At 71.6% G+C, this 20,698-nt stretch carries 22 protein-coding genes; 14 read left to right on the forward strand and 8 right to left on the reverse strand.

All coding sequences use genetic code 11. The features are described from left to right. Window positions 1-3: 3 nt before the first annotated feature. The 6 genes from dapE (at window position 4) to AC1DPN_RS09325 (ending at window position 6,131) form a co-directional block, all read left to right on the forward strand. Window positions 4-1,083 (forward strand): succinyl-diaminopimelate desuccinylase, encoded by a 1,080-nt coding sequence (gene dapE / locus AC1DPN_RS09300; protein WP_477084597.1) that lies wholly within the window; start codon window positions 4-6, stop codon window positions 1,081-1,083. 50 nt (window positions 1,084-1,133) lie between these two features. Then, a complete protein-coding gene (locus AC1DPN_RS09305; protein WP_477084448.1) occupies window positions 1,134-1,949 on the forward strand; it encodes an LOG family protein in 816 nt (271 codons plus the stop codon). Next, window positions 1,946-2,857, forward strand: a complete 912-nt coding sequence (gene folP, locus AC1DPN_RS09310) for a dihydropteroate synthase (RefSeq protein WP_477084449.1) — start codon at window positions 1,946-1,948, stop codon at window positions 2,855-2,857. The genes AC1DPN_RS09305 and folP overlap by 4 nt, the downstream gene beginning before the upstream one ends. A gap of 5 nt (window positions 2,858-2,862) precedes the next feature. Beyond that, entirely contained in the window at window positions 2,863-4,110 is a 1,248-nt protein-coding gene (locus AC1DPN_RS09315; protein WP_477084598.1) for a hypothetical protein, read from the forward strand. A 249-nt stretch (window positions 4,111-4,359) separates the two neighbouring features. Continuing rightward, the gene (locus tag AC1DPN_RS09320) at window positions 4,360-4,527 is read left to right on the forward strand and encodes a DUF3117 domain-containing protein (RefSeq protein ID WP_013772033.1); all 168 of its coding nucleotides are present in this window, start codon (window positions 4,360-4,362) and stop codon (window positions 4,525-4,527) included. A gap of 2 nt (window positions 4,528-4,529) precedes the next feature. Next, entirely contained in the window at window positions 4,530-6,131 is a 1,602-nt protein-coding gene (locus AC1DPN_RS09325; protein ID WP_477084450.1) for a leucyl aminopeptidase family protein, read from the forward strand. A 10-nt stretch (window positions 6,132-6,141) separates the two neighbouring features. Here AC1DPN_RS09325 and AC1DPN_RS09330 read toward each other — a convergent pair whose 3' ends face one another. After that, window positions 6,142-7,767 (reverse strand): MFS transporter, encoded by a 1,626-nt coding sequence (locus AC1DPN_RS09330; protein ID WP_477084451.1) that lies wholly within the window; start codon window positions 7,765-7,767, stop codon window positions 6,142-6,144. Beyond that, a complete protein-coding gene (locus AC1DPN_RS09335) occupies window positions 7,764-8,396 on the reverse strand; it encodes an O-methyltransferase (protein ID WP_477084599.1) in 633 nt (210 codons plus the stop codon). Before AC1DPN_RS09335 ends, AC1DPN_RS09330 begins: the two co-directional genes overlap by 4 nt. A gap of 175 nt (window positions 8,397-8,571) precedes the next feature. Here AC1DPN_RS09335 and sigE point away from each other — a divergent pair, with 175 nt between their 5' ends. Genes sigE through AC1DPN_RS09370 form a run of 7 tightly spaced genes read left to right on the forward strand, consistent with a single transcriptional unit; the run spans window position 8,572 to window position 14,805 of the window. Further along, on the forward strand, window positions 8,572-9,210 hold the full coding sequence (gene sigE / locus AC1DPN_RS09340) for an RNA polymerase sigma factor SigE (RefSeq protein WP_477084600.1): 639 nt from the start codon (window positions 8,572-8,574) through the stop codon (window positions 9,208-9,210). Continuing rightward, the gene (locus AC1DPN_RS09345) at window positions 9,207-10,178 is read left to right on the forward strand and encodes a zf-HC2 domain-containing protein (protein WP_477084452.1); all 972 of its coding nucleotides are present in this window, start codon (window positions 9,207-9,209) and stop codon (window positions 10,176-10,178) included. The genes sigE and AC1DPN_RS09345 overlap by 4 nt, the downstream gene beginning before the upstream one ends. After that, the gene (locus tag AC1DPN_RS09350; protein ID WP_477084453.1) at window positions 10,175-11,749 is read left to right on the forward strand and encodes a S1C family serine protease; all 1,575 of its coding nucleotides are present in this window, start codon (window positions 10,175-10,177) and stop codon (window positions 11,747-11,749) included. Before AC1DPN_RS09345 ends, AC1DPN_RS09350 begins: the two co-directional genes overlap by 4 nt. 30 nt (window positions 11,750-11,779) lie before the next feature. Further along, a complete protein-coding gene (locus AC1DPN_RS09355) occupies window positions 11,780-12,175 on the forward strand; it encodes a twin-arginine translocase TatA/TatE family subunit (RefSeq protein ID WP_477084454.1) in 396 nt (131 codons plus the stop codon). Window positions 12,176-12,219: 44 nt separating this feature from the next. Then, window positions 12,220-13,254 (forward strand): tryptophan--tRNA ligase, encoded by a 1,035-nt coding sequence (gene trpS, locus AC1DPN_RS09360; RefSeq protein WP_477084455.1) that lies wholly within the window; start codon window positions 12,220-12,222, stop codon window positions 13,252-13,254. Next, window positions 13,251-13,823 (forward strand): 2'-5' RNA ligase family protein, encoded by a 573-nt coding sequence (locus tag AC1DPN_RS09365; protein WP_477084456.1) that lies wholly within the window; start codon window positions 13,251-13,253, stop codon window positions 13,821-13,823. The genes trpS and AC1DPN_RS09365 overlap by 4 nt, the downstream gene beginning before the upstream one ends. Window positions 13,824-13,833: 10 nt before the next feature. After that, window positions 13,834-14,805 (forward strand): YihY/virulence factor BrkB family protein, encoded by a 972-nt coding sequence (locus AC1DPN_RS09370; protein WP_477084457.1) that lies wholly within the window; start codon window positions 13,834-13,836, stop codon window positions 14,803-14,805. A gap of 59 nt (window positions 14,806-14,864) precedes the next feature. Here the strand turns inward: AC1DPN_RS09370 and AC1DPN_RS09375 are convergent, their stop codons facing one another. The 6 genes from AC1DPN_RS09375 to sdhC all read right to left on the reverse strand — a co-directional run bounded on the left by AC1DPN_RS09375 (window position 14,865) and on the right by sdhC (window position 19,390). Continuing rightward, the gene (locus tag AC1DPN_RS09375; protein WP_477084458.1) at window positions 14,865-15,620 is read right to left on the reverse strand and encodes a phosphotransferase enzyme family protein; all 756 of its coding nucleotides are present in this window, start codon (window positions 15,618-15,620) and stop codon (window positions 14,865-14,867) included. Further along, on the reverse strand, window positions 15,610-15,786 hold the full coding sequence (locus AC1DPN_RS09380; protein WP_477084459.1) for a hypothetical protein: 177 nt from the start codon (window positions 15,784-15,786) through the stop codon (window positions 15,610-15,612). The genes AC1DPN_RS09375 and AC1DPN_RS09380 overlap by 11 nt, the downstream gene beginning before the upstream one ends. A 112-nt stretch (window positions 15,787-15,898) precedes the next feature. Then, complete coding sequence (locus AC1DPN_RS09385; RefSeq protein WP_477084460.1) at window positions 15,899-16,657, reverse strand: succinate dehydrogenase iron-sulfur subunit; 759 nt, start codon at window positions 16,655-16,657, stop codon at window positions 15,899-15,901. Further along, window positions 16,657-18,507 (reverse strand): succinate dehydrogenase flavoprotein subunit, encoded by a 1,851-nt coding sequence (gene sdhA / locus AC1DPN_RS09390; protein WP_477084461.1) that lies wholly within the window; start codon window positions 18,505-18,507, stop codon window positions 16,657-16,659. Before sdhA ends, AC1DPN_RS09385 begins: the two co-directional genes overlap by 1 nt. Before the next feature lie 41 nt (window positions 18,508-18,548). Continuing rightward, entirely contained in the window at window positions 18,549-19,007 is a 459-nt protein-coding gene (gene sdhD / locus AC1DPN_RS09395; protein ID WP_477084462.1) for a succinate dehydrogenase, hydrophobic membrane anchor protein, read from the reverse strand. Further along, on the reverse strand, window positions 19,007-19,390 hold the full coding sequence (gene sdhC / locus AC1DPN_RS09400) for a succinate dehydrogenase, cytochrome b556 subunit (RefSeq protein ID WP_477084463.1): 384 nt from the start codon (window positions 19,388-19,390) through the stop codon (window positions 19,007-19,009). The genes sdhD and sdhC overlap by 1 nt, the downstream gene beginning before the upstream one ends. Window positions 19,391-19,568: 178 nt before the next feature. On the opposite strand from sdhC, the gene AC1DPN_RS09405 reads away from it, so the two are divergent. Then, entirely contained in the window at window positions 19,569-20,672 is a 1,104-nt protein-coding gene (locus AC1DPN_RS09405; protein WP_477084464.1) for a mannose-1-phosphate guanylyltransferase, read from the forward strand. Window positions 20,673-20,698 lie beyond the last annotated feature (26 nt).

Below are 20,698 nucleotides of genomic sequence, written 5' to 3' on the forward strand. Positions count from 1 at the left end.
GTCATGCTCGACCTGTCGAGAGATCCTGTCGCGCTCACGCAGGTGCTGTGCGACATCGGGTCGGTCAGTGGCGAGGAGCGCGCGATCGCCGACGCCGTCGAGACCGCGCTGCGCGCCTACCCGCACCTCGAGGTCCTCCGGGACGGCGACGCGGTCGTGGCGCGCACGCACCTCGGCCGCCCCACGCGAGCCGTGGTCGCGGGGCACCTGGACACCGTGCCGGTCGCGGACAACCTGCCCACGCGGCTCGTCGGCGAGGGCGCGCTGGCGGAGCTGTGGGGCCGGGGGACGGTCGACATGCTGGGCGGCGTCGCCGTGCAGCTCTCGCTCGCGGCGGAGCTCACGCAGCCGACGCACGACGTCACGTGGGTCTTCTACGACCACGAGGAGGTCGCGGCCGACCTGAACGGATTGGGGCGTCTCGTGCGCAACCACCCGGACTGGGTGCGCGGCGACTTCGCGGTCCTGTGCGAGCCGACGAACGGCGGGCTCGAGGGCGGGTGCAACGGCACGCTGCGCGTCGAGGTCCGGCTCACCGGCGTGGCCGCGCACTCCGCGCGCGCCTGGATGGGGGTGAACGCGGTGCACGCCGCCGGCGAGGTGCTGCGCAGGCTCGAGGCCTACGAGCCCGCGTCGGTCGAGGTCGACGGTCTCGTCTACCGCGAGAGCCTGAACGCGGTGCTCGTCTCGGGAGGGACCGCGACGAACGTGATCCCCGACGCTTGTGTCGTGACGGTCAACTACCGGTTCGCGCCGTCGGCGTCCGTGGCGCAGGCCGAGGCGCACGTCCGCGAGCTCTTCGACGGCTACGACGTCGTCACCGTCGACGCGGCCTCGGGCGCGCGCCCCGGCCTGGACGCGCCTGCGACGCAGCAGTTCGCCGCCGCGGTGCTCGCCGTGACGGGCGGGCACGCCGAGGCGAAGTACGGCTGGACCGACGTCGCGCGGTTCTCGGAGCTGGGCGTTCCCGCGGTGAACTTCGGCCCAGGGGACCCGCTGCTCGCGCACAAGCAGGACGAGCACGTGACGGTCGGCCAGATCACGCTGGTGCACTCGGCGCTGCGGCAGTGGCTCACGACGTGAGAGACGCGACGTGACCTCCGGCTCGCGTCGACGCACCTAGAGTCGTGGGCATGAGCGACGACGGTCAGCCCGCGCCCGACCACGGCTACCGCAGGGGCCCGGTCCTGCTGCGCGGCCAGCAGATCCCGACGACGACCTCCGACCAGCGGCTGCTGAGCGGGTCGAACGACACGGACTGGCTCCAGACCGACCCCTGGCGCGTCCTGCGCATCCAGAGCGAGTTCGTCGAGGGGTTCGGGGCGCTCGCCGACGTCGGTCCGGCGGTCAGCGTGTTCGGCTCGGCCCGCGTTCCGACGGACCACCCCGACTTCGCGCTCGGCGTCGACGTGGGGCGGTTGCTCGTCGAGTCCGGCTACGCGGTCATCACTGGCGGCGGCCCGGGCATCATGGAGGCCGCCAACTGCGGGGCCAAGAAGGCCGGCGGTCTGTCGGTCGGGCTCGGCATCGAGCTGCCCTTCGAGCAGGGCATGAACCAGTTCGTCGACCTGGGCGTCAGCTTCCGGTACTTCTTCGTGCGCAAGACGATGTTCGTGAAGTACTCCGAGGGCTTCATCGTGCTGCCGGGAGGCTTCGGCACGTTCGACGAGCTGTTCGAGGCCTTGACCCTCGTGCAGACGCACAAGGTGGTCAGCTTCCCGATCGTGCTGGTCGGACGCTCGTACTGGCAGGGGCTGCTCGACTGGGTCACCAGCTCGGTGCAGGAGCGCGGCATGGTCGCCCCGGCCGACCTGAACCTCATCACCCTGGTCGACACGGCCGAGGACGCCGTGGCGGCCGTGCTGAGGCGTGGCGAGGAGCTGCGCGAGCAGGAACGGGCTGCTGCCGCCGAGACGGCGCGTGCCCAGCAGGCGGCGGAGCGCCAGTGAGCGTTGTTCCCCCCGCCGGGGCGCCCCTGCGGCTGCGTGGCCGCGTGATCGGGCCGGACCGCCCCGTCGTGATGGCCGTCGTGAACCGCACGCCCGACTCGTTCTACGCGGCGGCGCGGTACGACGACGCGACCGCCGACGATGCCGTCGCCCGGGCGGTCGACGAGGGCGCGGACATCGTCGACCTCGGCGGCGTGCGTGCGGGCCGCGGACCGCGCGTCGAGGCGGACGAGGAGATCGCGCGCGTGATCCCGCTGGTCGAGCGGGTCCGACGACGACACCCTGAGCTCCTGGTCAGCGTCGACACCTGGCGTGCCGACGTGGCCCGTGCCGCGGCCGACGCCGGAGCCGACCTGGTCAACGACACGTGGGCGGGCCACGACCCGGCGCTGGTCGAGGTCGCTGCCGAGCGGGGGCTCGGGATCGTCTGCTCGCACACCGGCGGGGCGCGGCCGCGTACCGACCCGTACCGCGTCGAGTACCCGGCGGCGGCGGGTTCGGACCCGATGGACGGCGTGCTCGACGACGTCGTGCGCACCGTCTCGGCCGCGGCCCAGCGCGCCGTGTCGCTCGGCATCGACCCGGCGAGCATCCTGGTCGACCCGACGCACGACTTCGGCAAGAACACCTGGCACAGCCTCCACCTGGTCCGGCGCACGGAGGCGCTCGTCGCGCTCGGCCACCCCGTCCTCATGGCGCTGTCGCGCAAGGACTTCGTCGGCGAGAGCCTGGCCCTGCCTGCCGAGGAACGCCTCGAGGGCACGCTGGCCGCGACCTCGGTGGCTGCCTGGTTGGGTGCCCGCGTCTTTCGGGCGCACGACGTGCGCGCCACCCGGCGCACACTCGACATGGTCGCCACGATCCGCGGGGACCGGGCACCCGCCAGGACGTTGAGGGGACTGGCTTGAGCGACGTGCGCGTGGTCGAGCAGGCCGGCGCGACGCGTCTGTGGGACTGGTCGCGCACCCGGCCGTGGTGGGTGCAGGTGCTGGCGGTCTACGTCGCAGCGCGGCTGTTCACCACGATCGTCTTCCTGTCGGTCGCGGCGATCCAGGGCGAGAACGCGTGGACCGGGCCGCACCCGTCCTACTTCCCGTACGTCGGCTTCATGTTCGACGGCTCCTGGTACCGCCAGATCGCCGAGAACGGCTATCCCGCCGAACTTCCCGTGGGCGCCGACGGGAAGGTGCAGCAGAACGCGTGGGCGTTCTTCCCGCTGTTCCCGATGACGGCCCGCGGGCTCATGGAGGTCACCAGGCTCCCCTGGGAGGTCGTCGCGCCGACGCTCGCTCTCGTGGCCGGTGCGGTGGCGATGCTGCTGATCTACCGGACGGTCGCCGAAGGAGCCCCGCGCGCGGTGCGCGCGCGACCCGGGCTCCCCCTCGCCACGGTCGCGCTCGTCAGCGTGTTCCCGACCGCTGCCGTCCTGCAGACCGCCTACACCGAGGCGTTCGCGCTCGCGCTGATCGCCGCCGCACTGCTGACGCTGATCCGTCGGCAGTACGCCTGGATGGCGGCCGTGGTCCTGGCCCTCGGGTTCACGCGTGCCGTCGCCATGCCCATGGCAGCCGTCGTACTGGTGCACACCCTGGTGCGCTGGAGGTCGGCACGCCAGGCAGGGGGCGGACGAGACGGGCTCACGTGGCGTGCCGGTGTCGGCCTGGTCGCGCTCGCGGGCTGGTGCGCCGCGTCCGGGCTCGTCTGGCCGGCCGTCAGCGGCTGGGCCACAGGGATGCCCGACGCCTACGTGCGGACGCAGGAGGCATGGCGCGGCGTGGCGGACGTGACCCCGTTCTACGGGTGGACCTACGTGCCGTCCTTCTGGTTCGGCGACCTCGCGCTCCCGGTGCTGGTCGCAGGCTTCACCCTGGTGATCGCCGTGCTCGTCGTGCCTGCGGCCTGGCGGCTGGGCAACGAGCTGCACACCTGGTCGGCGGCCTACCTCCTCTACATCGCTGCGGTCGTCGAGCCCGGCAGCAGCATCGCCCGGTTCCTGCTCCTGGCGTACCCGCTGGGTGCGGTCACGGCCGGCGTGGTGACCCGCCCGGCGGCGGGCCGACGCTGGTGGTTCGCGTGCGTCCTCGTGCTGATGCTCGCGCTCCAGATCCTCTGGGTGCGCCAGATGTGGCAGGCGAACGCGGGACCCGACTGGCCGCCGTGACGTCGGGCCGCTCGAGCGGCGGTGTGACGAGGGCTGAGGCGGAGCAATGTGCCGCAATCGCCCGGTTCACGCGGGCCGGCGGTTCCGCCGTAGGTGGGGCTCGTCGCCAGAGTGACCAACCTGCCATGGCTGTGCAACTAGGATGGATCCCGGACAACCGGCAGCTGAGGCATTCGTGTGGTGCGCGCGAGCGTGCCCGCGACATGGCCTCGCAGCAGCCCGGACGCACGAGCGAAGGAGACACACCGCATGGCCGCGATGAAGCCGAGGACCGGTGACGGCCCGCTCGAGGTCACGAAGGAAGGCCGCGGCATCGTCATGCGCGTGCCGCTCGAGGGCGGGGGACGGCTGGTGGTCGAGCTCAACGCGACCGAGGCCGCTGAGCTGGGTGAGGCCCTGACGTCCGTCGTCAGCTGACGATGGCACGTACCAGCGGTCACACGGCAGGACCGACGATCGGGCGAACACCCCCGGCGGTCACGCTCGCGGGCGGAACCATCGCCGCGTCGACGCTGCTGAGTGACGGCTCGACCGACGCGGTCGCGATCCCCGTCTCGCCCGCGCGCGCCGGGGACGACTCGCTCGTCCCCGGCGAGGGCGCTGCCGACGCCGCGGCCCGCTACGGGATCGACCTGGCCGAGATCTGCGAGCGCGCACGCCTCGCGGGCACCCCGGGCGAGGTCTACGTCCTGCAGCTCCCGCGCCCGGTCGGCTCCTCCGTCGCCCTGCCGTGGACCGACCTGCCACCCCGGCTCGTCCTGGTCGGCGTGGGCGCCGGGCGTCCCGACGACCTGCGCCGGGCCGGTGCGGCGCTCGCCCGGGCGTCGCGCGGTCTGGGCCGCGTGGTGACGACCGTGGGATCGCAGGCGCAGCAGACCGCGTCAGAAGCCGCGACGGCCGCACGCGCGGTGGCCGAGGGCTACCTGCTGGCCGCGTACGCACCGCTGCGGGTCACGTCGAAGGACGAGACCAGCGCACCAGCGGAGCTCGTCCTGCTCGGGCGCGACGGGACCCGCGCGGCCGCCGTGATCGCTGCCGCCCGCACGGCTGCGACCGCGACATGGCTGGTCCGCGACCTGGCGACGACGCCCTCGAACACCAAGAACCCGCAGTGGATGGCCGAGCAGGCACGCCGGCTCGGTGAGGACGCCGGCCTGGAGGTCGTCGTCCGGGGCCCGCGAGAGCTCTCCGAGTTCGGCGGCATCCTGGCCGTCGGCGCGGGCTCCGCATCGACTCCCCGGCTCGTCACGGTCGCGTACACCCCCGCGACGAGCACGCCGGGTTCCGGCAAGCACGTCGTCGTCGTCGGCAAGGGGATCACCTACGACACCGGCGGACTGTCCATCAAGCCGAGCGACGCCATGGTTCCCATGAAGACCGACATGACCGGGGCGGCTGTCGCTCTGGCCGTCGTGCTCGGTGCCGCCGCGGACGGGGTCGCCCACCGGGTGACGGCCGTCCTGCCGCTGGCCGAGAACCACGTCGGCGCCTCGTCTTACCGGCCCGGGGACGTCCTGACGATGTTCGGCGGCGCCACCGTCGAGGTCGCCAACACCGACGCGGAGGGACGCCTGGTGCTCGCCGACGCCCTTGCCTGGGCGGACGAGACGCTCGACCCCGACGTGCTGATCGACGTCGCGACGCTGACCGGCGCCGCGACGGTCGGCCTCGGCAAGCAGCACGCGGCCCTGTACTCGTCCGACCAGGTGCTCACGGGGGCTCTCGTGGCTGCCGGGCTCGCCACGGGCGAACGAGCCTGGCACATGCCGCTCGTCGACGAGTACGAGGAAGCGGTCCACTCGGACGTCGCGGACCTGCGCCACGTCCCGCTGGACAAGCGGATCGGTGGCGGCTCGATCACGGCGGCGCTGTTCCTGCGGCACTTCGTCGGGTCGCGGACGTGGGCGCACCTCGACATCGCCGGCCCGGCGCGCTCGACCTCGGACAGGCACGAGGTCAGCGAGGGTGCGACCGGCTTCGGCGCGCGGCTGCTGCTGCGCTACCTGGACGACCTGCGCTGAGCCTGCCTGCCTAGGCCGCTGCTTGAACCGTGGCCTTCGTCGAGCCCGGCTGCTCGCTCGGGATGCGCCCGGTGAAGAACAGGCCGGCGATCGCGATGAGGGCGAGCACGGCGAGCGCGGTGCGCAGACCGTCCAGGCGGGCTTGCGTGTTCTCGTCGATCGCGGCAGCGGCAACCTCGTCGCTGACCCCGGCGTCCTCGAGCGCCGACTCCAGGGCCGCGTCCGAGATGAACGGGATGCCCGTGGCGAGCTCCACGCTCGCCTGGTCGGACACCTCGGTCGGGATGTCGCTGTTGCCGGCGATGCCGGAGAGGAACGACGCGGTGAGCATCGCGATGAGGATCGACCCGGCGAGCGCGGTGCCGAGCGACGCGCCCAGGTTGGTGGCGGTGTTCTGCAGGCCGCCCACCTCGTCGCTCTCGTCGTCGGGGACGGCCGAGACGGTCACGCTGCCCAGCTGCGACGCGAGAGCGCCGATCCCCAGACCCGCCAGCAGGAGCGGCACGGTGACGATCTCGGGCCCGGCGGAGGTGTCCATCGCCATGAAGAGGGAGATGATCCCGGCGCACATCGCGACCAACCCACCGCGGACCACGCGCCGCGGAGAGGCGTTCGGGAAGAAGCGGGGGATGCCGGCGGCCGCGAGCAGGAGCGTGATCGACAGGGGCATGATGCGCAGCCCGGTGTCGATCGCGGATAGGCCCAGCGCCACCGACAGGTAGAGCGGGATCGTGAAGAACAGACCGGCCTGGACCAGGAACTGGAAGAAGAACATGAGCAGGCCGCCGGTGAACTGGCGGTTGCCGAACATCTCGAGCCGGACGAGCGGCTCCTGCCCGCGGCGCACCATGCGCTGCTCCCAGAGCGTGAAGCCCCAGAGCACGAGCACCCCGACGATCACGAGCACCAGGGTCAGCGAGAGGCCGAGGATCGACGGGCTGCCCGTCTTGGACAGCACCCAGCCCCACGAGCTCGAGCGCAGCACCCCGAACACGGCCAGGCCGAGGCCCGTCGCCGACAGCACGGCGCCGATCACGTCGAGCCGAGGTCCCTTCTCGGCCACGGGATCCGAGATCTTGCGGGTCCGAGCCAGGATGAACAGCACGACGACGACCTCACCGGCGAAGACCCAGCGCCACGAGAAGTAGGTCGTCGCGAAGCCGCCGATGAGCGGTCCGAGCGCCACGGCGACCGCGCCGGCCGCCATGACCAGGCCGTAGGCCCGCGGTCGGCCCGCCGTCGGGACGTTGCTGGCCACGAGCGCCACGATCGCCGGCAGGATGAGCGCCGCGCCGATGCCCTCGAGCAGTGACCAGCCGAGAAGGAGCACCGGCAGGTTCGGGGCGAGCGCCGTGGTGAGCGAGCCGGCGCCGTAGACGACGCAGCCGATCGCGAACGCCCGCTTGCGGCCGATGAGCGTGCCGACCTTGCCGCCCGGGATCATGAGCATCGCCATGACGAGCGTGTACAGGGTGATCGCGGTCTGGATGCCCTCGATCGTGGTGCCGACGTCCTCGGCGACCGTCGCGATGGCGACGTTCATGACCGAGCTGTCGAGCGTCATGAGGAACTGCCCGGCGCCCAGCGTGAGGATCACCGCTCCCGCGGTCGACGCCTGGCGCGCCTCGACGCTCATCGCTTGACCGCGACCAGGAGCCCGTCCCCGGAGGGCAGCAGCGCGCTCACGAGCCGCTCGTCGGCGCGGACCGTGCGCCCGACCTCACGGATGATCGTCGTCGTCTCGTCGCGACGCGCCGGGTCGGCCACCCGGTCGTGCCAGAGCGCGTTGTCCACCGCCAGGACGCCGCCGGGGCGCAGCATCCGCACCGCCTGCTCGACGTACTGCGGGTAGCTCTCCTTGTCGGCGTCGACGAACACGAGGTCGTAGGCGCCGTCGGTGAGGCGGGGGAGCACGTCGAGCGCGCGGCCCGGGATCGTGCGCGTCCGGGTGGGCTTGACGCCCTCCTCGACGAACGCCTCCTTGGCGGCCCGCTGGTGCTCGACCTCGAGGTCGATCGTCGTCAGCACGCCGTCGGCGGGCATGCCGCGCAGCAGGTAGAGCGAGCCGACGCCGGCGCCGGTGCCGATCTCCACGACCGCGCGCGCCGAGACCGTCGCGGCCAGGACGGTCAGCGCCGCACCCGAGCCCGGCAGCACCGGGGTGCACCCCAGCTGACCGGCACGTTCACGTGCGCGCAGCAGGATGTCGTCCTCCGGGACGAACTCCTCGCAGTAGACCCAGCTCTGGGCCTTGTCGGTGGAGATGGCTGCCTCCTCGGCGTCTTCGGTGATCGTCCGCCAGCGTAGTGCGGGACCCGAGCGCAGGGTGGGACGTGGGGTGAACGGCGCTCGCCAGGCGTCGCGGGACACGTCCTCCGCTCACGGCGGAAACCTTTCGCCCTCCCGGAGCGTTCCCTGAGTTCGGGCTCCACAGGTTTGCCTGGGAGACTGTGACGGACATGTCGAGCGCGAGGAGACGCACACGATGAGCACCGAGCCCGCCACCTGGCAGGCACCGTCGTGGGAAGAGATCGTCCGCGACCACTCGGCGCGCGTCTACCGGCTGGCCTACCGCCTCACCGGGAACCGGTTCGACGCCGAGGACCTCACGCAGGAGACGTTCGTCCGCGTGTTCCGGTCCCTGCACTCCTTCCAGCCCGGGACGTTCGAGGGCTGGCTGCACCGCATCACCACGAACCTCTTCCTGGACCAGGCACGCCGACGTCAGCGCATCCGGATGGACGCGATGGGTGAGGACGCGGAGCGCTACGCCTCCGGGGACCAGCTGGGTGCGCCCGAGCGGGCGTTCGAGCACGGAAACCTCGACCTCGACGTGCAGCGTGCGCTCGACGAGCTGCCGCCCGAGTACCGCGCCGCGGTCGTCCTGTGCGACATCGAGGGCCTCTCCTACGAGGAGATCGCGGTCACGCTCGGCATCAAGCTCGGCACGGTCCGTTCCCGGATCCACCGCGCGCGGGCCCGCCTGCGCGTCTCGCTCGAGCACCGTGCGCCGGAGGCCCTGAGCGTCTTCGCCGACGAGGACGACTCCACGACGACGGCCGCGGCGGCCCAGCGATGACCCACCTCGGTTCGCGCATCAGCGCCCTGGTCGACGGCCAGCTCAGCGTCGCCGCGACGGAGCGCGCGCTCGCGCACGTGGCGGTCTGCTCCGAGTGCGCCGCCGGGCTGAGCTCCGCGCGGGCCGCACGCGCGGCACTGACGTCCGTCGACGAGCCGTGCCCGACGCCCGACCTGACCGCCCGGCTGCTGTCGCTCGCGGGGAGCGCGCCAGCCGCGCAGTGCCCGGTCGACCCCTTCGCGCCGCCCGTGCCCGGGTCGCGGTCCGAGCTCGCGTCGTACGGCGTGACGTCACCCGGTGGGTGGCTCGGACGCTCGTCCGTGCGCGGCGACCTTCGGCAGAAGCGCTCGAGCGTGCGGCTCGCGGCGGGCTCCATGGCCGGGCTCGGTGTGGTCGCGACGATGCTCTTCGTCCTCGGGGAGCAGCCGGCCGTCGTGCCGACGAGCCACCCCGGCGCGGACCTCGGGCTCCTCGGCGGTGCGGTCACGGAGCGTGAGCCCGCCTCGTTCGACGTCGACGCGCTGTCCGCCGGCAAGGTCGTCGGCGGTACCGACTCGGCCGCCTGGCTCCAGGCGCACCAGTGGTCGTTCCCGTCGCAGCTGCCGGACGGCTGGGCCGTGAGCGCGGTCCGCTGGTCGGGCGACGACGGACAGGTCCTCGAGGTCGACGTGCTGGGTCCCGAGGGGTCGCTCGTCGTGACCGAGCAGCAGGGACGCCTCGACACCGACGCTCTCGCGGGAGCGCCGACCAGCCACATCGGCGGGCGTGAGGTCTACGTCCTGTCCTACGAGCCGTGGCACATCGTGTGGCAGGCCGACTCGACGGTCGTGCAGGTCGTCGCCTCGGAGTCGAGCGGCTCCGCGGAGCAGCTTGTGGGAGCCTTTCCGGGCGGCGCCTACGACGACGGCGTGCCCGCGCAGATCACGCGTGGCTGGGACACCGTGACAGGAGCTCTCGAACGACCATGAGCACACCTGACGACCACACACCGGTCCCGGGTACCCCGAACGTCCCCTCGTCCGAGGTCCCCACGCGCGCGGCCGCCCCGGAACCCGCCAGCCCCTTCGCTCCGCCGTCGGGTCAGCGCCCGCTCCCGGCCACGCCGCAGCCGTCGGGGCCGGGGCCCGTGCCACCCACCCAGCCCTCGGCACAGTCGTCGACGCAGCCCAGCCCGTACGCGCCGCCCTCGCCGCAGGTCGCGAACCCCTGGGGAACCCAGGCGCCCGCGCCGGCCCCGGCACCGTGGGGTACGCAGGCCGCGCCGGCTCCGGCCCCGTGGGGCGCCCAGGCCTCGTCCGCGCAGGGCCCGTGGGGTGCTCCGTCCCCGCCGCAGACCCAGCCCGAACCGGCCGCGCCGTGGGGTGCCACGACCTACCCGAACCCCGCGCCGGCACCGGGGCAGACGCCGCACCCCTCGGTCACGACCAAGACGAAGAACCGTAGGACGTTGTCGGTCGCCTGGGTGGTCCCGATCGTGATTCTCGCGCTGCTGGCCGGCGTCGCAGGCGGGGTCGTCGGGGGGCGTCTCTCCGCCGACGACCACCTCGAGGACGCCGGGCTGCCCGCGGCGGGCACGGGCACGGCGACCATCGAGCGGGCGCCCGACTCCGTCGCCGGTATCGCCGGCGTCGTCCTGCCGAGCGTCGTCTCGATCCAGGTGGACGGCGCGCAGGGCAGCGCCACCGGGTCCGGCTTCGTGCTCCGCCAGGATGGCTACCTCGTCACCAACCACCACGTGATCGCGCAGGCCGACGAGGCCGCGTCGACCACCATCACGGTGACCTTCGTCGACGGCAGCGAGAAGCCGGCGTCGATCGTCGGCAGCACGTCCGACTACGACCTGGCGGTGCTCAAGGTCGACGTCGACGGCCTCACGCCCCTGCTGCTCGGCGACTCCGGCGAGGTCGTCGTGGGTGACCCCGTGGTCGCGATCGGCGCACCGCTCGGGCTCGCGGGGACGGTGACGACCGGGATCGTGAGCGCGCTCAACCGTCCTGTCACGGCCGGGGATGCGAGCAGCACCGCGTTCATCAACGCGATCCAGACCGATGCGGCCATCAACCCCGGCAACTCCGGAGGTCCGCTGGTCAACGCCGCGGGCGAGGTCATCGGCATCAACTCCGCGATCGCGCAGCCTCCGGGCTCGACCTCGACCGTCGGGGGCAGCATCGGCCTCGGGTTCGCCATCCCGTCCAACCAGGTGCGCCGTACGGCGGACCAGCTCATCGAGACCGGGCACGCGACGTTCCCGATCATCGGCGTGCTCCTGGACCAGAGCTACACCGGCGAGGGCGTGCAGGTCTCGAGCGAGAACCAGAACGGGCAGGAGCCGGTGAACACGGACGGTCCGGCCGACCGCGCAGGCATCCACCCCGGCGACATCATCCTGGCGATCGACGGCCGCCCCGTCACCCAGCCCGACGAGCTGATCGTCGCCATCCGTGCGCTGACGCCGGGGGACACCGTCCTGCTGCGGATCCGCACCGGTTCCGCCGAGCGCGACGTGCGCGTCAAGCTCGACGAGTCCGACGCCCCCTGACGGCTGCGTCGCGAAAGGTAGTCTGACTCGGTGTTGTTCGACATCAACGGCGGAGAGTGGCTCATCCTCTTCGTCGTTGCTGCCCTCGTGATCGGGCCGAAGAGGATCCCGGTCTACGCCGAGCAGCTCGGCCGCTGGGTCCGCCGGGGCCGCGAGTTCCTGCGGGACGCGAAGGCGCGCGTCGACGAGGAACTGGGCGAAGAGGCCAAGGACGTGGACTGGGCAGCGCTCGATCCCCGCCAGTACGACCCGCGTCGGATCGTCCGTGAGGCGCTGACGGACACCCCGCCACCCACGGTCCGGCAGGTGACCAAGCCGGGCGCCGTGCCTGCCTCGAGCCCGTCGGTGAGCGGCGTCCGTGGAGGAACGGTCGCCGCGACCGCAGCCGTCGTCGGGCCGCCCCCCTTCGACGACGAGGCCACCTGAGCGACGCGGCCGTCCGACCCCCGTCGACCTGTCAGAATGGACGGATGCACTTGGCGCCGCAGTCGTCGCGCATCTTCTCGGGGATGCAGCCCACGTCCGACTCCCTCCAGCTCGGCAACTACCTCGGGGCGCTGACCCAGTGGGTCGCACTGCAGGAGGAGCACGACGCCCTCTACTGCGTCGTCGACCTGCACGCGCTGACGGTCAGCCCTGATCCGGCCGTCCTGCGGGACCGCACCCGGCGCACGGCGGCGCAGTACCTGGCCGCCGGTGTCGACCCGGCGCGGTCGATCCTGTTCGTGCAGTCGCACGTGCCCGAGCACGCCGAGCTGGCGTGGCTGCTGTCCTGCCACACCGCGTTCGGCGAGGCCAACCGGATGACGCAGTTCAAGGACAAGTCCGGCAAGCACGGGTCCGAGGGCACGACGGTCGGACTGTTCACCTACCCGGTGCTCATGGCCGCGGACATCCTGCTCTACGACACGACGCTCGTCCCGGTGGGCGAGGACCAGCGCCAGCACCTCGAGCTGACGCGTGACCTGGCGAACCGTCTCAACTCGCGGTTCGGCCCGGACACGGTCGTCGTGCCGGACGCGCACATCGTCAAGGCCACCGCCAAGATCTACGACCTGCAGGACCCGACCGCCAAGATGAGCAAGTCGGCGGAGAGCCCGAACGGCCTGATCGAGCTGCTGGACGACCCGAAGGTCGTGGCCAAGCGCATCAAGAGCGCAGTCACGGACGCCGGGAACGAGATCCGGTTCGACCCCGAGAACAAGCCCGGGATCTCGAACCTGCTGACGATCTTCTCGGCGCTCACCGACCGGTCGATCCCGTCGCTCGAGGCCGAGTACGTGGGCAAGGGCTACGGCCACCTCAAGGTGGACCTCGCGGAGGTCGTCGTCGACTTCCTGCGCCCGTTCCAGGCCCGGGTGCACGGCTACCTCGACGACCCGGCGTCGCTCGACGACGTGCTGGCCGACGGTGCCGACCGCGCCAGCGAGCTCGCGGCCGGGACGTTGGAGCGGCTCTACGACCGTTCCGGTCTGCTGCCGCGCCGCGCACGGGTCCGCGCGTGAAGCTGCCGGAGCGCTCGGGGGACCAGCTCCGCATCGGCGTCGCGATCACGGTCCCCGAGCCCCACGGCTCCGTGCTGCAGACGGCTCGCGCGCGCTTCGGCGACCCGTGGGCGCAGTTCATCCCGCCGCACATCACGCTGCTGGGTCCGACCGTCGTCGACCACGACACGATCGGTGCCGTCGACGAGCACCTCGCGGCCGTCGCCGCGACCCATGTCCCGTTCGTCGTGCACCTGTCCGGCACGTCGACGTTCCGGCCCGTGTCGCCCGTGGTGTTCGTGCGCCTGGCTGACGGGGTGCCCGGTTGCACGGCCCTCGAGCGAGGTGTGCGGTCGGGCGTGCTGCACCAGGAGGTGCGGTTCGACTACCACCCGCACGTGACCGTCGCGCACGAGGTGGCGGACGAGCAGCTCGACGCAGCGACTGCTGACCTGGCCGAGTTCGACGCCACATTCCTCGTCGACAGCTTCCACAGCTACGCACACGGCGACGACGGCGTGTGGCGGCCTGTGCGCGACTTCACGCTGACCGGTGCCGCCGCAGATGCCGGGGTCGTGAGCTCGACCTAGGGTGCAGGGCATGACGACCGAGGAAGCGCACCCGGCTGCCGGTTCAGGGGCCGCGCAGGCGCATGCGTTGGCGACCGAGACGCCACCCGAGAAGCCGTCGCTGGTCGCCCGTGGCAAGGAGCGCTGGGACTGGGTCAAGCACACACGGCCCATGCGAGCGAACGCCCGGTTCGGTGCGCGCAACGGGGGCGTGCTGACCGGTGGGATCGCGTACGCGACCCTGTTCTCGGTGTTCGCCGCACTCACCATCGGCTACACGATCTTCATGGCCGTGCTGGGCGACAACGAGCGACTTCGCGCTCAGATGCTCGACGCCATCGACTCCGCTCTGCCGGGTCTGGTCGACACGGGCGACGGTGGCCTGGTCAAACCTGAGCAGCTCGTCCTGAACACTCAGCTCACGCTGACGAGCATCGTCGCGACCGTCGTCCTCCTGCTCAGCGCCATGGCGGCCGTCTCGGCCCTGCGCAGGGCGGTGCGCGCGATGTTCGCCGACGACGACGTGCTCGGCAACGGCATGCTCGGCAAGGCGCGCGAGCTCGGCGGGCTCGCCGGCTTCGCGCTCGCGTTCGTGCTGTCGGCGATCATCACGATCGCCGTCACGAGCGCCACACAGTGGCTGCTTGCGGCGCTCGGCTGGAGCGGAGCGACGACGATGGTGCTGACGGCGGTCGGGATCCTGGTCGCCTTCCTGGTCGACTCCGCGGTGTTCGTCCTCATCGTGACCGTCCTCGCGGCCCAGCACCCGCCGCGCAAGGACCTGCTGCTGGGCGCGACGCTCGCCGGACTCGCACTCGGGGTGGTGCGCCAGCTCGGCACGGCCGTCGTCGCGGGCAGCGCGTCCAAGAACCCGCTCTTCACGTCCGTGGTCGTGCTCGTCACGCTGCTCATCTGGATCAACCTGCTCGCGCGCATCGTGCTCCTCGTGTCCGCGTGGACGGCAGACCCGCCCTACGTGGACAAGAAGGCGGCGACCCGGTAAGTCGGGACCGTCGACTGGGCCGGCCAGCAGATCGGTGCCTCTCCGGGGGATTTTCGACGCTAGCCCAGGAGGTCGTGGAGCTCCTGCAGGCGGGCACTCAGGGTGTCGAGCCGATCGAGGGTCGACGCAGGCTCCCCGACCATCCCCAGCCGGAGCATCCCGGGGTCGCCCGCACGCTGGCCGGCCAGGATGCGGTCGGTCGCCGACGTGATCCGGACGGGGACGTGGTCGAGCAGGTCGTGCGGGTCGATGCCCCCGTAGCCGCGGGCAATCGCGCGTAGGTCGTCGGCCATCTCGGGCCCGTCCCCGTCGGGATGCAGCACAGCGCTGTTCCACGCGTACATCGCCACGTCGTCCAGCGGGACGCCGGGCCCGGCCACGTCCCAGTCGAAGACGCCCGCCAGCTCGTCGCCGTCGAAGACCATGTTGTAGATCGCCGTGTCGTGGTGGCAGACGATCTCGCCGGGCTCCAGCGCGCGCTCGACGAACCTCCACCGCCGGCTCTCGCGGCCGAACCCCGCCACCGCGGTGTGGAACGCGCGCAGCCAGCGCATCGCCGACCCCGTCTGGGCGGCGCTCGGGCGCTCGGTGCCGATGTCGAGCACGTGGCCCGGCAGGAACGTGAGGATCTCGCGACCCCGCTCGTCGATGCCGAGCACACGGGGGATGTTCTCGACGCCGGCGGTCGCCAGGAACTCGAGCAGCTCGTGCACCGCGGGGGTCCATGGACCGGTCGGGCGCCGGACGGTGTCACCGACGCGCACCGCACCGCCGACGTTCCCGCCCGGCAGCGTGACCTCGTCGTCAGGCGTCACTGCGGCGTTCCGGGACGGGCTCTCCCCGACGCTCCAGCTCCGCGACGACGGTCGCCGGGACCGCGCGGCACCCGCACGCGGTCGCATGCTCGACGTGCCAGGCGACGCGCGCGTCGAGCGGAGCGCCCTGTCCGAGCACGTGCGTCTCGTGCCATGCGGTGTTCACGACGACAGTCGAGCACAGACCGAATCGATCGTCGATCCCGATGCGTCGCTCAGAAGGCGCGCGTGATCATCGCGCGTTTCGCGGTGCTCGTCGCGGCCTGGGCCGTGCTGGGTCAGAAGGCGCGCGTGATCATCGCGCGTTTCACTTCTTGGATCGCCTTGGTCACTTCGATCCCACGCGGGCACGCCTCGGTGCAGTTGAAGGTCGTGCGGCAGCGCCACACGCCCTCCTTGTCGTTGAGGATCTCCAGGCGCTGGGCGCCGCCCTCGTCACGACTGTCGAAGATGAACCGGTGCGCGTTCACGATGGCCGCGGGGCCGAAGTACTGCCCGTCGGTCCAGAAGACCGGGCACGACGAGGTGCACGCGGCGCACAGGATGCACTTGGTCGTGTCGTCGAACCGCTCGCGCTGCTCGGCGCTCTGCAGTCGCTCCTTGGTGGGCTCGTTCCCCGTGGTGATGAGGAACGGCATGATCTCGCGGTACGACGCGAAGAACGGCTCCATGTCGACGACGAGGTCCTTGATCACCGGGAGGCCCTTGATGGGCTCGACCGTGATCGGCTTCTTGATGTCGAGGTCCTTGAGCAGCGTCTTGCAGGCCAGGCGGTTGCGGCCGTTGATGCGCATGGCGTCGGAACCGCACACGCCGTGGGCGCAGGAACGGCGGAAGGTCAACGAGCCGTCCTCCTCCCACTTCACCTTGTGCAGCGCGTCGAGCACGCGGTCCGTGCCGTGCGCGCGGACGGTGAACTCGTCCCAGTACGGCTCAGCGGTGCCGTCGTCGCCGGGCAGGTAGCGACGGACCTTGAGAGTGACGTCGAACGACGGGATCACGGGCGCTGCCGAGGGAGCGTCGAGCGTTGCGGTCATCAGTACTTACGCTCCATCGGCTGGTAGCGGGTCACCGTGACGGGCTTGGAGCCCAGCACGAGCTGGTAGTCCTCGAAGACGGTGGTGTGGGCGAACGCGCCCTTGTGGTCGCCGTCGGTGTTCGTGCCCCACAGGCGGTGCCCCTTGACGGGCAGCGGACGCCGGTACGCCATCGTGTGCAGCATGTAGTTCTTGTCGTCGCGGTCCGGGAAGTCCTCGCGGAAGTGCCCGCCGCGGGACTCGGCGCGGTTGAGGGCGCCGACGACGACGGTCTCCGCGATGTCGAGCAGGAACCCGAGCTCGACGGCCTCGAGCAGGTCGGTGTTGAACATCCGGCTCTTGTCCTGGACGCTCACGTGCCGGAAGCGCTTCTGCAGGCTCTTCACGTCCTCGAGCGCCTGCTCGAGCGACTCCTTGGTGCGGAAAACCTGGGCGTTGAGGTCCATCGACTCCTGGAGCGCCTTGCGCAGGTCGGCGACGCGCTCGCCGTCGGGACGGGTCCGGATCTCCTCGAGGCCGGCGACGACGGAGTCCGCGGCCCCCTCGGGCAGCTCGACCCACGACGCCTGCAGCGCGTACGCGGCCGCCGAGATGCCGGCCCGCTTGCCGAACACGTTGATGTCCAGCAAGGAGTTGGTACCCAGACGGTTCGAGCCGTGCACGCTCACGCACGCGACCTCGCCCGCGGCGAAGAGCCCACGGATGATGTCGGTCGAGTTGCGCAGCACCTGCGCCTCGATGTTGGTGGGGATGCCGCCCATCGCGTAGTGAGCGGTCGGGTACACCGGGACGGGCTCGTAGTAGGGCTCGATGCCCAGGTACGTGCGCGCGAACTCGGTGATGTCCGGCAGCTTGGCGTCGATGTGCGCGGGCTCGAGGTGCGTCAGGTCGAGCAGCACGTAGTCCTTGTTGGGACCGGCGCCGCGGCCCTCGCGCACCTCGTTGGCCATGGACCGCGCGACGATGTCACGTGGGGCCAGGTCCTTGATGGTGGGGGCGTAGCGCTCCATGAAGCGCTCGCCCTCGGAGTTGCGCAGGATGCCGCCCTCGCCGCGCGCCGCCTCCGACAGCAGGATGCCGAGTCCCGCGAGGCCGGTCGGGTGGAACTGGAAGAACTCCATGTCCTCGAGCGGGATGCCGCGGCGGTACGCCAGCGCCATGCCGTCACCGGTGAGGGTGTGGGCGTTCGAGGTCGTCTTGTAGATCTTCCCGGCGCCACCCGTGGCCATGACCACCGACTTGGCGCGGAAGACGTGGATCTCGCCCGTGGCCAGCTCGTAGGCCACGACGCCCGAGACGTTGACCTCCTCGCCGTCCGGCACGTGGCCGGCGGCGAGGTCGTGGTCGACGAGCAGGTCGAGCACGTAGAACTCGTTGAAGAACTCGACCTCGTTCTTCACGCACTGCTGGTAGAGGGTCTGCAGGATCATGTGGCCGGTGCGGTCCGCGGCGTAGCAGGACCGGCGCACGGCGGCCTCGCCGTGGTTGCGGGTGTGCCCGCCGAACCGGCGCTGGTCGATCTTGCCCTCGGGCGTGCGGTTGAACGGCAGGCCCATCTTCTCCAGGTCGAGCACCGCGTCGATGGCCTCCTTGGCCATGACCTCGGCGGCGTCCTGGTCGACCAGGTAGTCACCACCCTTGACGGTGTCGAACGTGTGCCACTCCCAGTTGTCCTCCTCGACGTTGGCGAGCGCGGCGCACATGCCGCCCTGCGCCGCACCCGTGTGGGAGCGCGTCGGGTAGAGCTTGGAGATGACGGCCGTGCGCACGCGCGTCGAGGACTCGAGGGCCGCGCGCATGCCGGCGCCGCCCGCGCCGACGATCACGACGTCGTACTGGTGGGTCTGCATCGGGGTCGATGCCTTCCTGTTGCTTCGGGGGATCGCGAGGGTCAGGCGGTGCAGAACGACGGGAGCAGGTCCGCGGGTGAGCCGGACGGGCACGGGTCGAACGTGAAGATCACCAGCGTGCCCAGGACGACGACGACCGTGAACGCGAGGTACAGCGTGACCTTGAGGGCGAGCCGCAGACCGTCGCGCTCGGCGTAGTCGTTGACGATCGTCCGCATGCCATTGGTGCCGTGGATCATCGCGAGCCAGAGCATGAGCAGGTCCCAGACCTGCCAGAAGGGCGACGCCCACTTGCCGGCGACGAAGCCGAAGTCGATGGCCTTGACGCCCTCGCCCAGGACGAGGTTGACGAAGAGGTGCCCGAAGATCAGGACCAGCAGGATGACGCCGGACGCCCGCATGAACACCCAGCCGTACAGCTCGGTGTTGCCGCGCGTGGTGAGTCGCGACGGGCGGGCGCGAGGTGCGCGCGGGGCCTTCGGGTCGGCGATGGTGCTCATCACTCGCCCCCGAACACGTGCATCAGGTGGCGGGGCAGGAAGCCGGCCATCGTCACGACGAACAGGCCGACGACGATCCAGAGCATGAGCCGCTGGTACTTCGGGCCCTTGGCCCAGAAGTCCACGAGGATGATCCGGATGCCGTTGAACGCGTGGAACACGATGGCGGCGACCAGGCCGGCCTCACCGAGCCCCATGATCGGGTTCTTGTACGTACCGATGACGTCGTTGTAGGCCTCGGGGGAGATCCGGACCAGGGACGTGTCGAGCACGTGCACAAGGAGGAAGAAGAAGATCGCGACACCTGTGACGCGGTGCGCGACCCACGACCACATGCCTTCCCGCCCTCGGTAGAGCGTTCCGGCGGGCGCTTTGCGCTTCACCGGCGCATCGGGCGCTGCGGACACTGGGTGACCCTCCTGGCGAGTCGGGGGTGCGGACGTCGTCGTCCCTAGACAGCCTCACTGTAGTGAACGACTTGTGGAGGGTCGCGCCGTGGACGGCCGCGTGTGAGGTACTCCACAGGCGGACCGCGGCCGGGCGATGACTAGCCTGACCCCCATGTCTTCCAGCGCCTCGGTCATCGCGGGCTTCCACGCCGTCATCCCTGCAGGTGGCGCCGGGACGCGCCTGTGGCCGCTCTCTCGGGCCGGGCACCCCAAGTTCCTGCTCGACCTGACCGGGTCGGGCCGCACCCTTCTGCAGGCCACGGTCGACCGGTTGAGCCCGCTGACCGAGGGGCTCCTCGTCGTGACCGGCACGCGGCACGCCCAGGCCGTCGCCGCGCAGCTGCCCGAGCTCGCCGCAGGCCAGGTGCTGGCCGAGCCGTCACCGCGCGACTCGATGGCGGCCATCGGGCTCGCGGCCGCCGTGCTGCTGGAGCGGCACGGCGAGGACGTCGTGCTCGGCTCGTTCGCAGCGGACCACGTGATCTCGGGGACGGCCGCGTTCGAGCAGACCGTGCGCGAGGGCGTCGTCGCCGCGCGTGCCGGGTACGTCGTCACCATCGGCATCCGTGCGACGGAGCCGTCGACGGCCTTCGGGTACGTCCGGTCCGGGGCGAGCCTGGGTCTCGACGAGGCACCGCGTGCCCAGCACGTCGCCGGGTTCACCGAGAAGCCGGACGCGCAGACCGCGGCCGAGTACCTGGCCACGGGGGAGTACCGCTGGAACGCGGGCATGTTCATCGTCTCGGCGCGGGTGCTGCTCGACCACCTCGCGCGCGAGCTCCCGCCGCTCGCGGCCGGTCTGCTCGAGATCGCCGCCGCCTGGGACGGACCCGACGGCCCAGCCGTGCTCGAGCGCGTCTGGCCGGGCCTGACCAAGATCGCGATCGACCACGCCATCGCGGAGCCCGTCGCGGCCGCGGGTGGTGTCGCTGTGGTCCCCGGGGACTTCGACTGGGACGACGTCGGTGACTTCGCGTCGCTCGCGGGCCTGCTGAGCGGAGGGACGCTCGGCGACGCCGCCGCCGTCCAGCGCATCGACTCCGACGGGTCCCTCGTCGTCGCGGCCGACGGTCGGACCGTGACGGTCGTCGGACTGCCCGACGTCGTCGTCGTCGACACCCCCGGCGCGGTGCTCGTGACCACACGCGCGCACGCACAGTCGGTCAAGTCGGCCGTGGACGGCTGGCGCGCGCAGGGTCGCGACGACCTCCTGTAGGTCGACGCGCTCCGCTGCGACCGCCA

It is taken from the genome of Cellulomonas sp. P4_H4 (genome assembly GCF_056400865.1).

Excerpts from the sequence above, each read along its gene's own strand:
- sdhD (WP_477084462.1), bottom strand. The coding sequence starts at position 19,007 with ATGAGCACCATCGCCGACCCGAAGGCCCCGCGCGCACCTCGCGCCCGC.
- AC1DPN_RS09305 (WP_477084448.1), top strand. The coding sequence starts at position 1,134 with ATGAGCGACGACGGTCAGCCCGCGCCCGACCACGGCTACCGCAGGGGC.
- AC1DPN_RS09330 (WP_477084451.1), bottom strand. The coding sequence starts at position 7,767 with ATGAGCGTCGAGGCGCGCCAGGCGTCGACCGCGGGAGCGGTGATCCTC.
- AC1DPN_RS09385 (WP_477084460.1), bottom strand. The coding sequence starts at position 16,657 with ATGACCGCAACGCTCGACGCTCCCTCGGCAGCGCCCGTGATCCCGTCG.
- dapE (WP_477084597.1), top strand. The coding sequence starts at position 4 with ATGCTCGACCTGTCGAGAGATCCTGTCGCGCTCACGCAGGTGCTGTGC.
- trpS (WP_477084455.1), top strand. The coding sequence starts at position 12,220 with ATGCACTTGGCGCCGCAGTCGTCGCGCATCTTCTCGGGGATGCAGCCC.
- AC1DPN_RS09350 (WP_477084453.1), top strand. The coding sequence starts at position 10,175 with ATGAGCACACCTGACGACCACACACCGGTCCCGGGTACCCCGAACGTC.
- AC1DPN_RS09345 (WP_477084452.1), top strand. The coding sequence starts at position 9,207 with ATGACCCACCTCGGTTCGCGCATCAGCGCCCTGGTCGACGGCCAGCTC.
- AC1DPN_RS09325 (WP_477084450.1), top strand. The coding sequence starts at position 4,530 with ATGGCACGTACCAGCGGTCACACGGCAGGACCGACGATCGGGCGAACA.
- sdhA (WP_477084461.1), bottom strand. The coding sequence starts at position 18,507 with ATGCAGACCCACCAGTACGACGTCGTGATCGTCGGCGCGGGCGGCGCC.
- AC1DPN_RS09405 (WP_477084464.1), top strand. The coding sequence starts at position 19,569 with ATGTCTTCCAGCGCCTCGGTCATCGCGGGCTTCCACGCCGTCATCCCT.
- AC1DPN_RS09320 (WP_013772033.1), top strand. The coding sequence starts at position 4,360 with ATGGCCGCGATGAAGCCGAGGACCGGTGACGGCCCGCTCGAGGTCACG.
- AC1DPN_RS09370 (WP_477084457.1), top strand. The coding sequence starts at position 13,834 with ATGACGACCGAGGAAGCGCACCCGGCTGCCGGTTCAGGGGCCGCGCAG.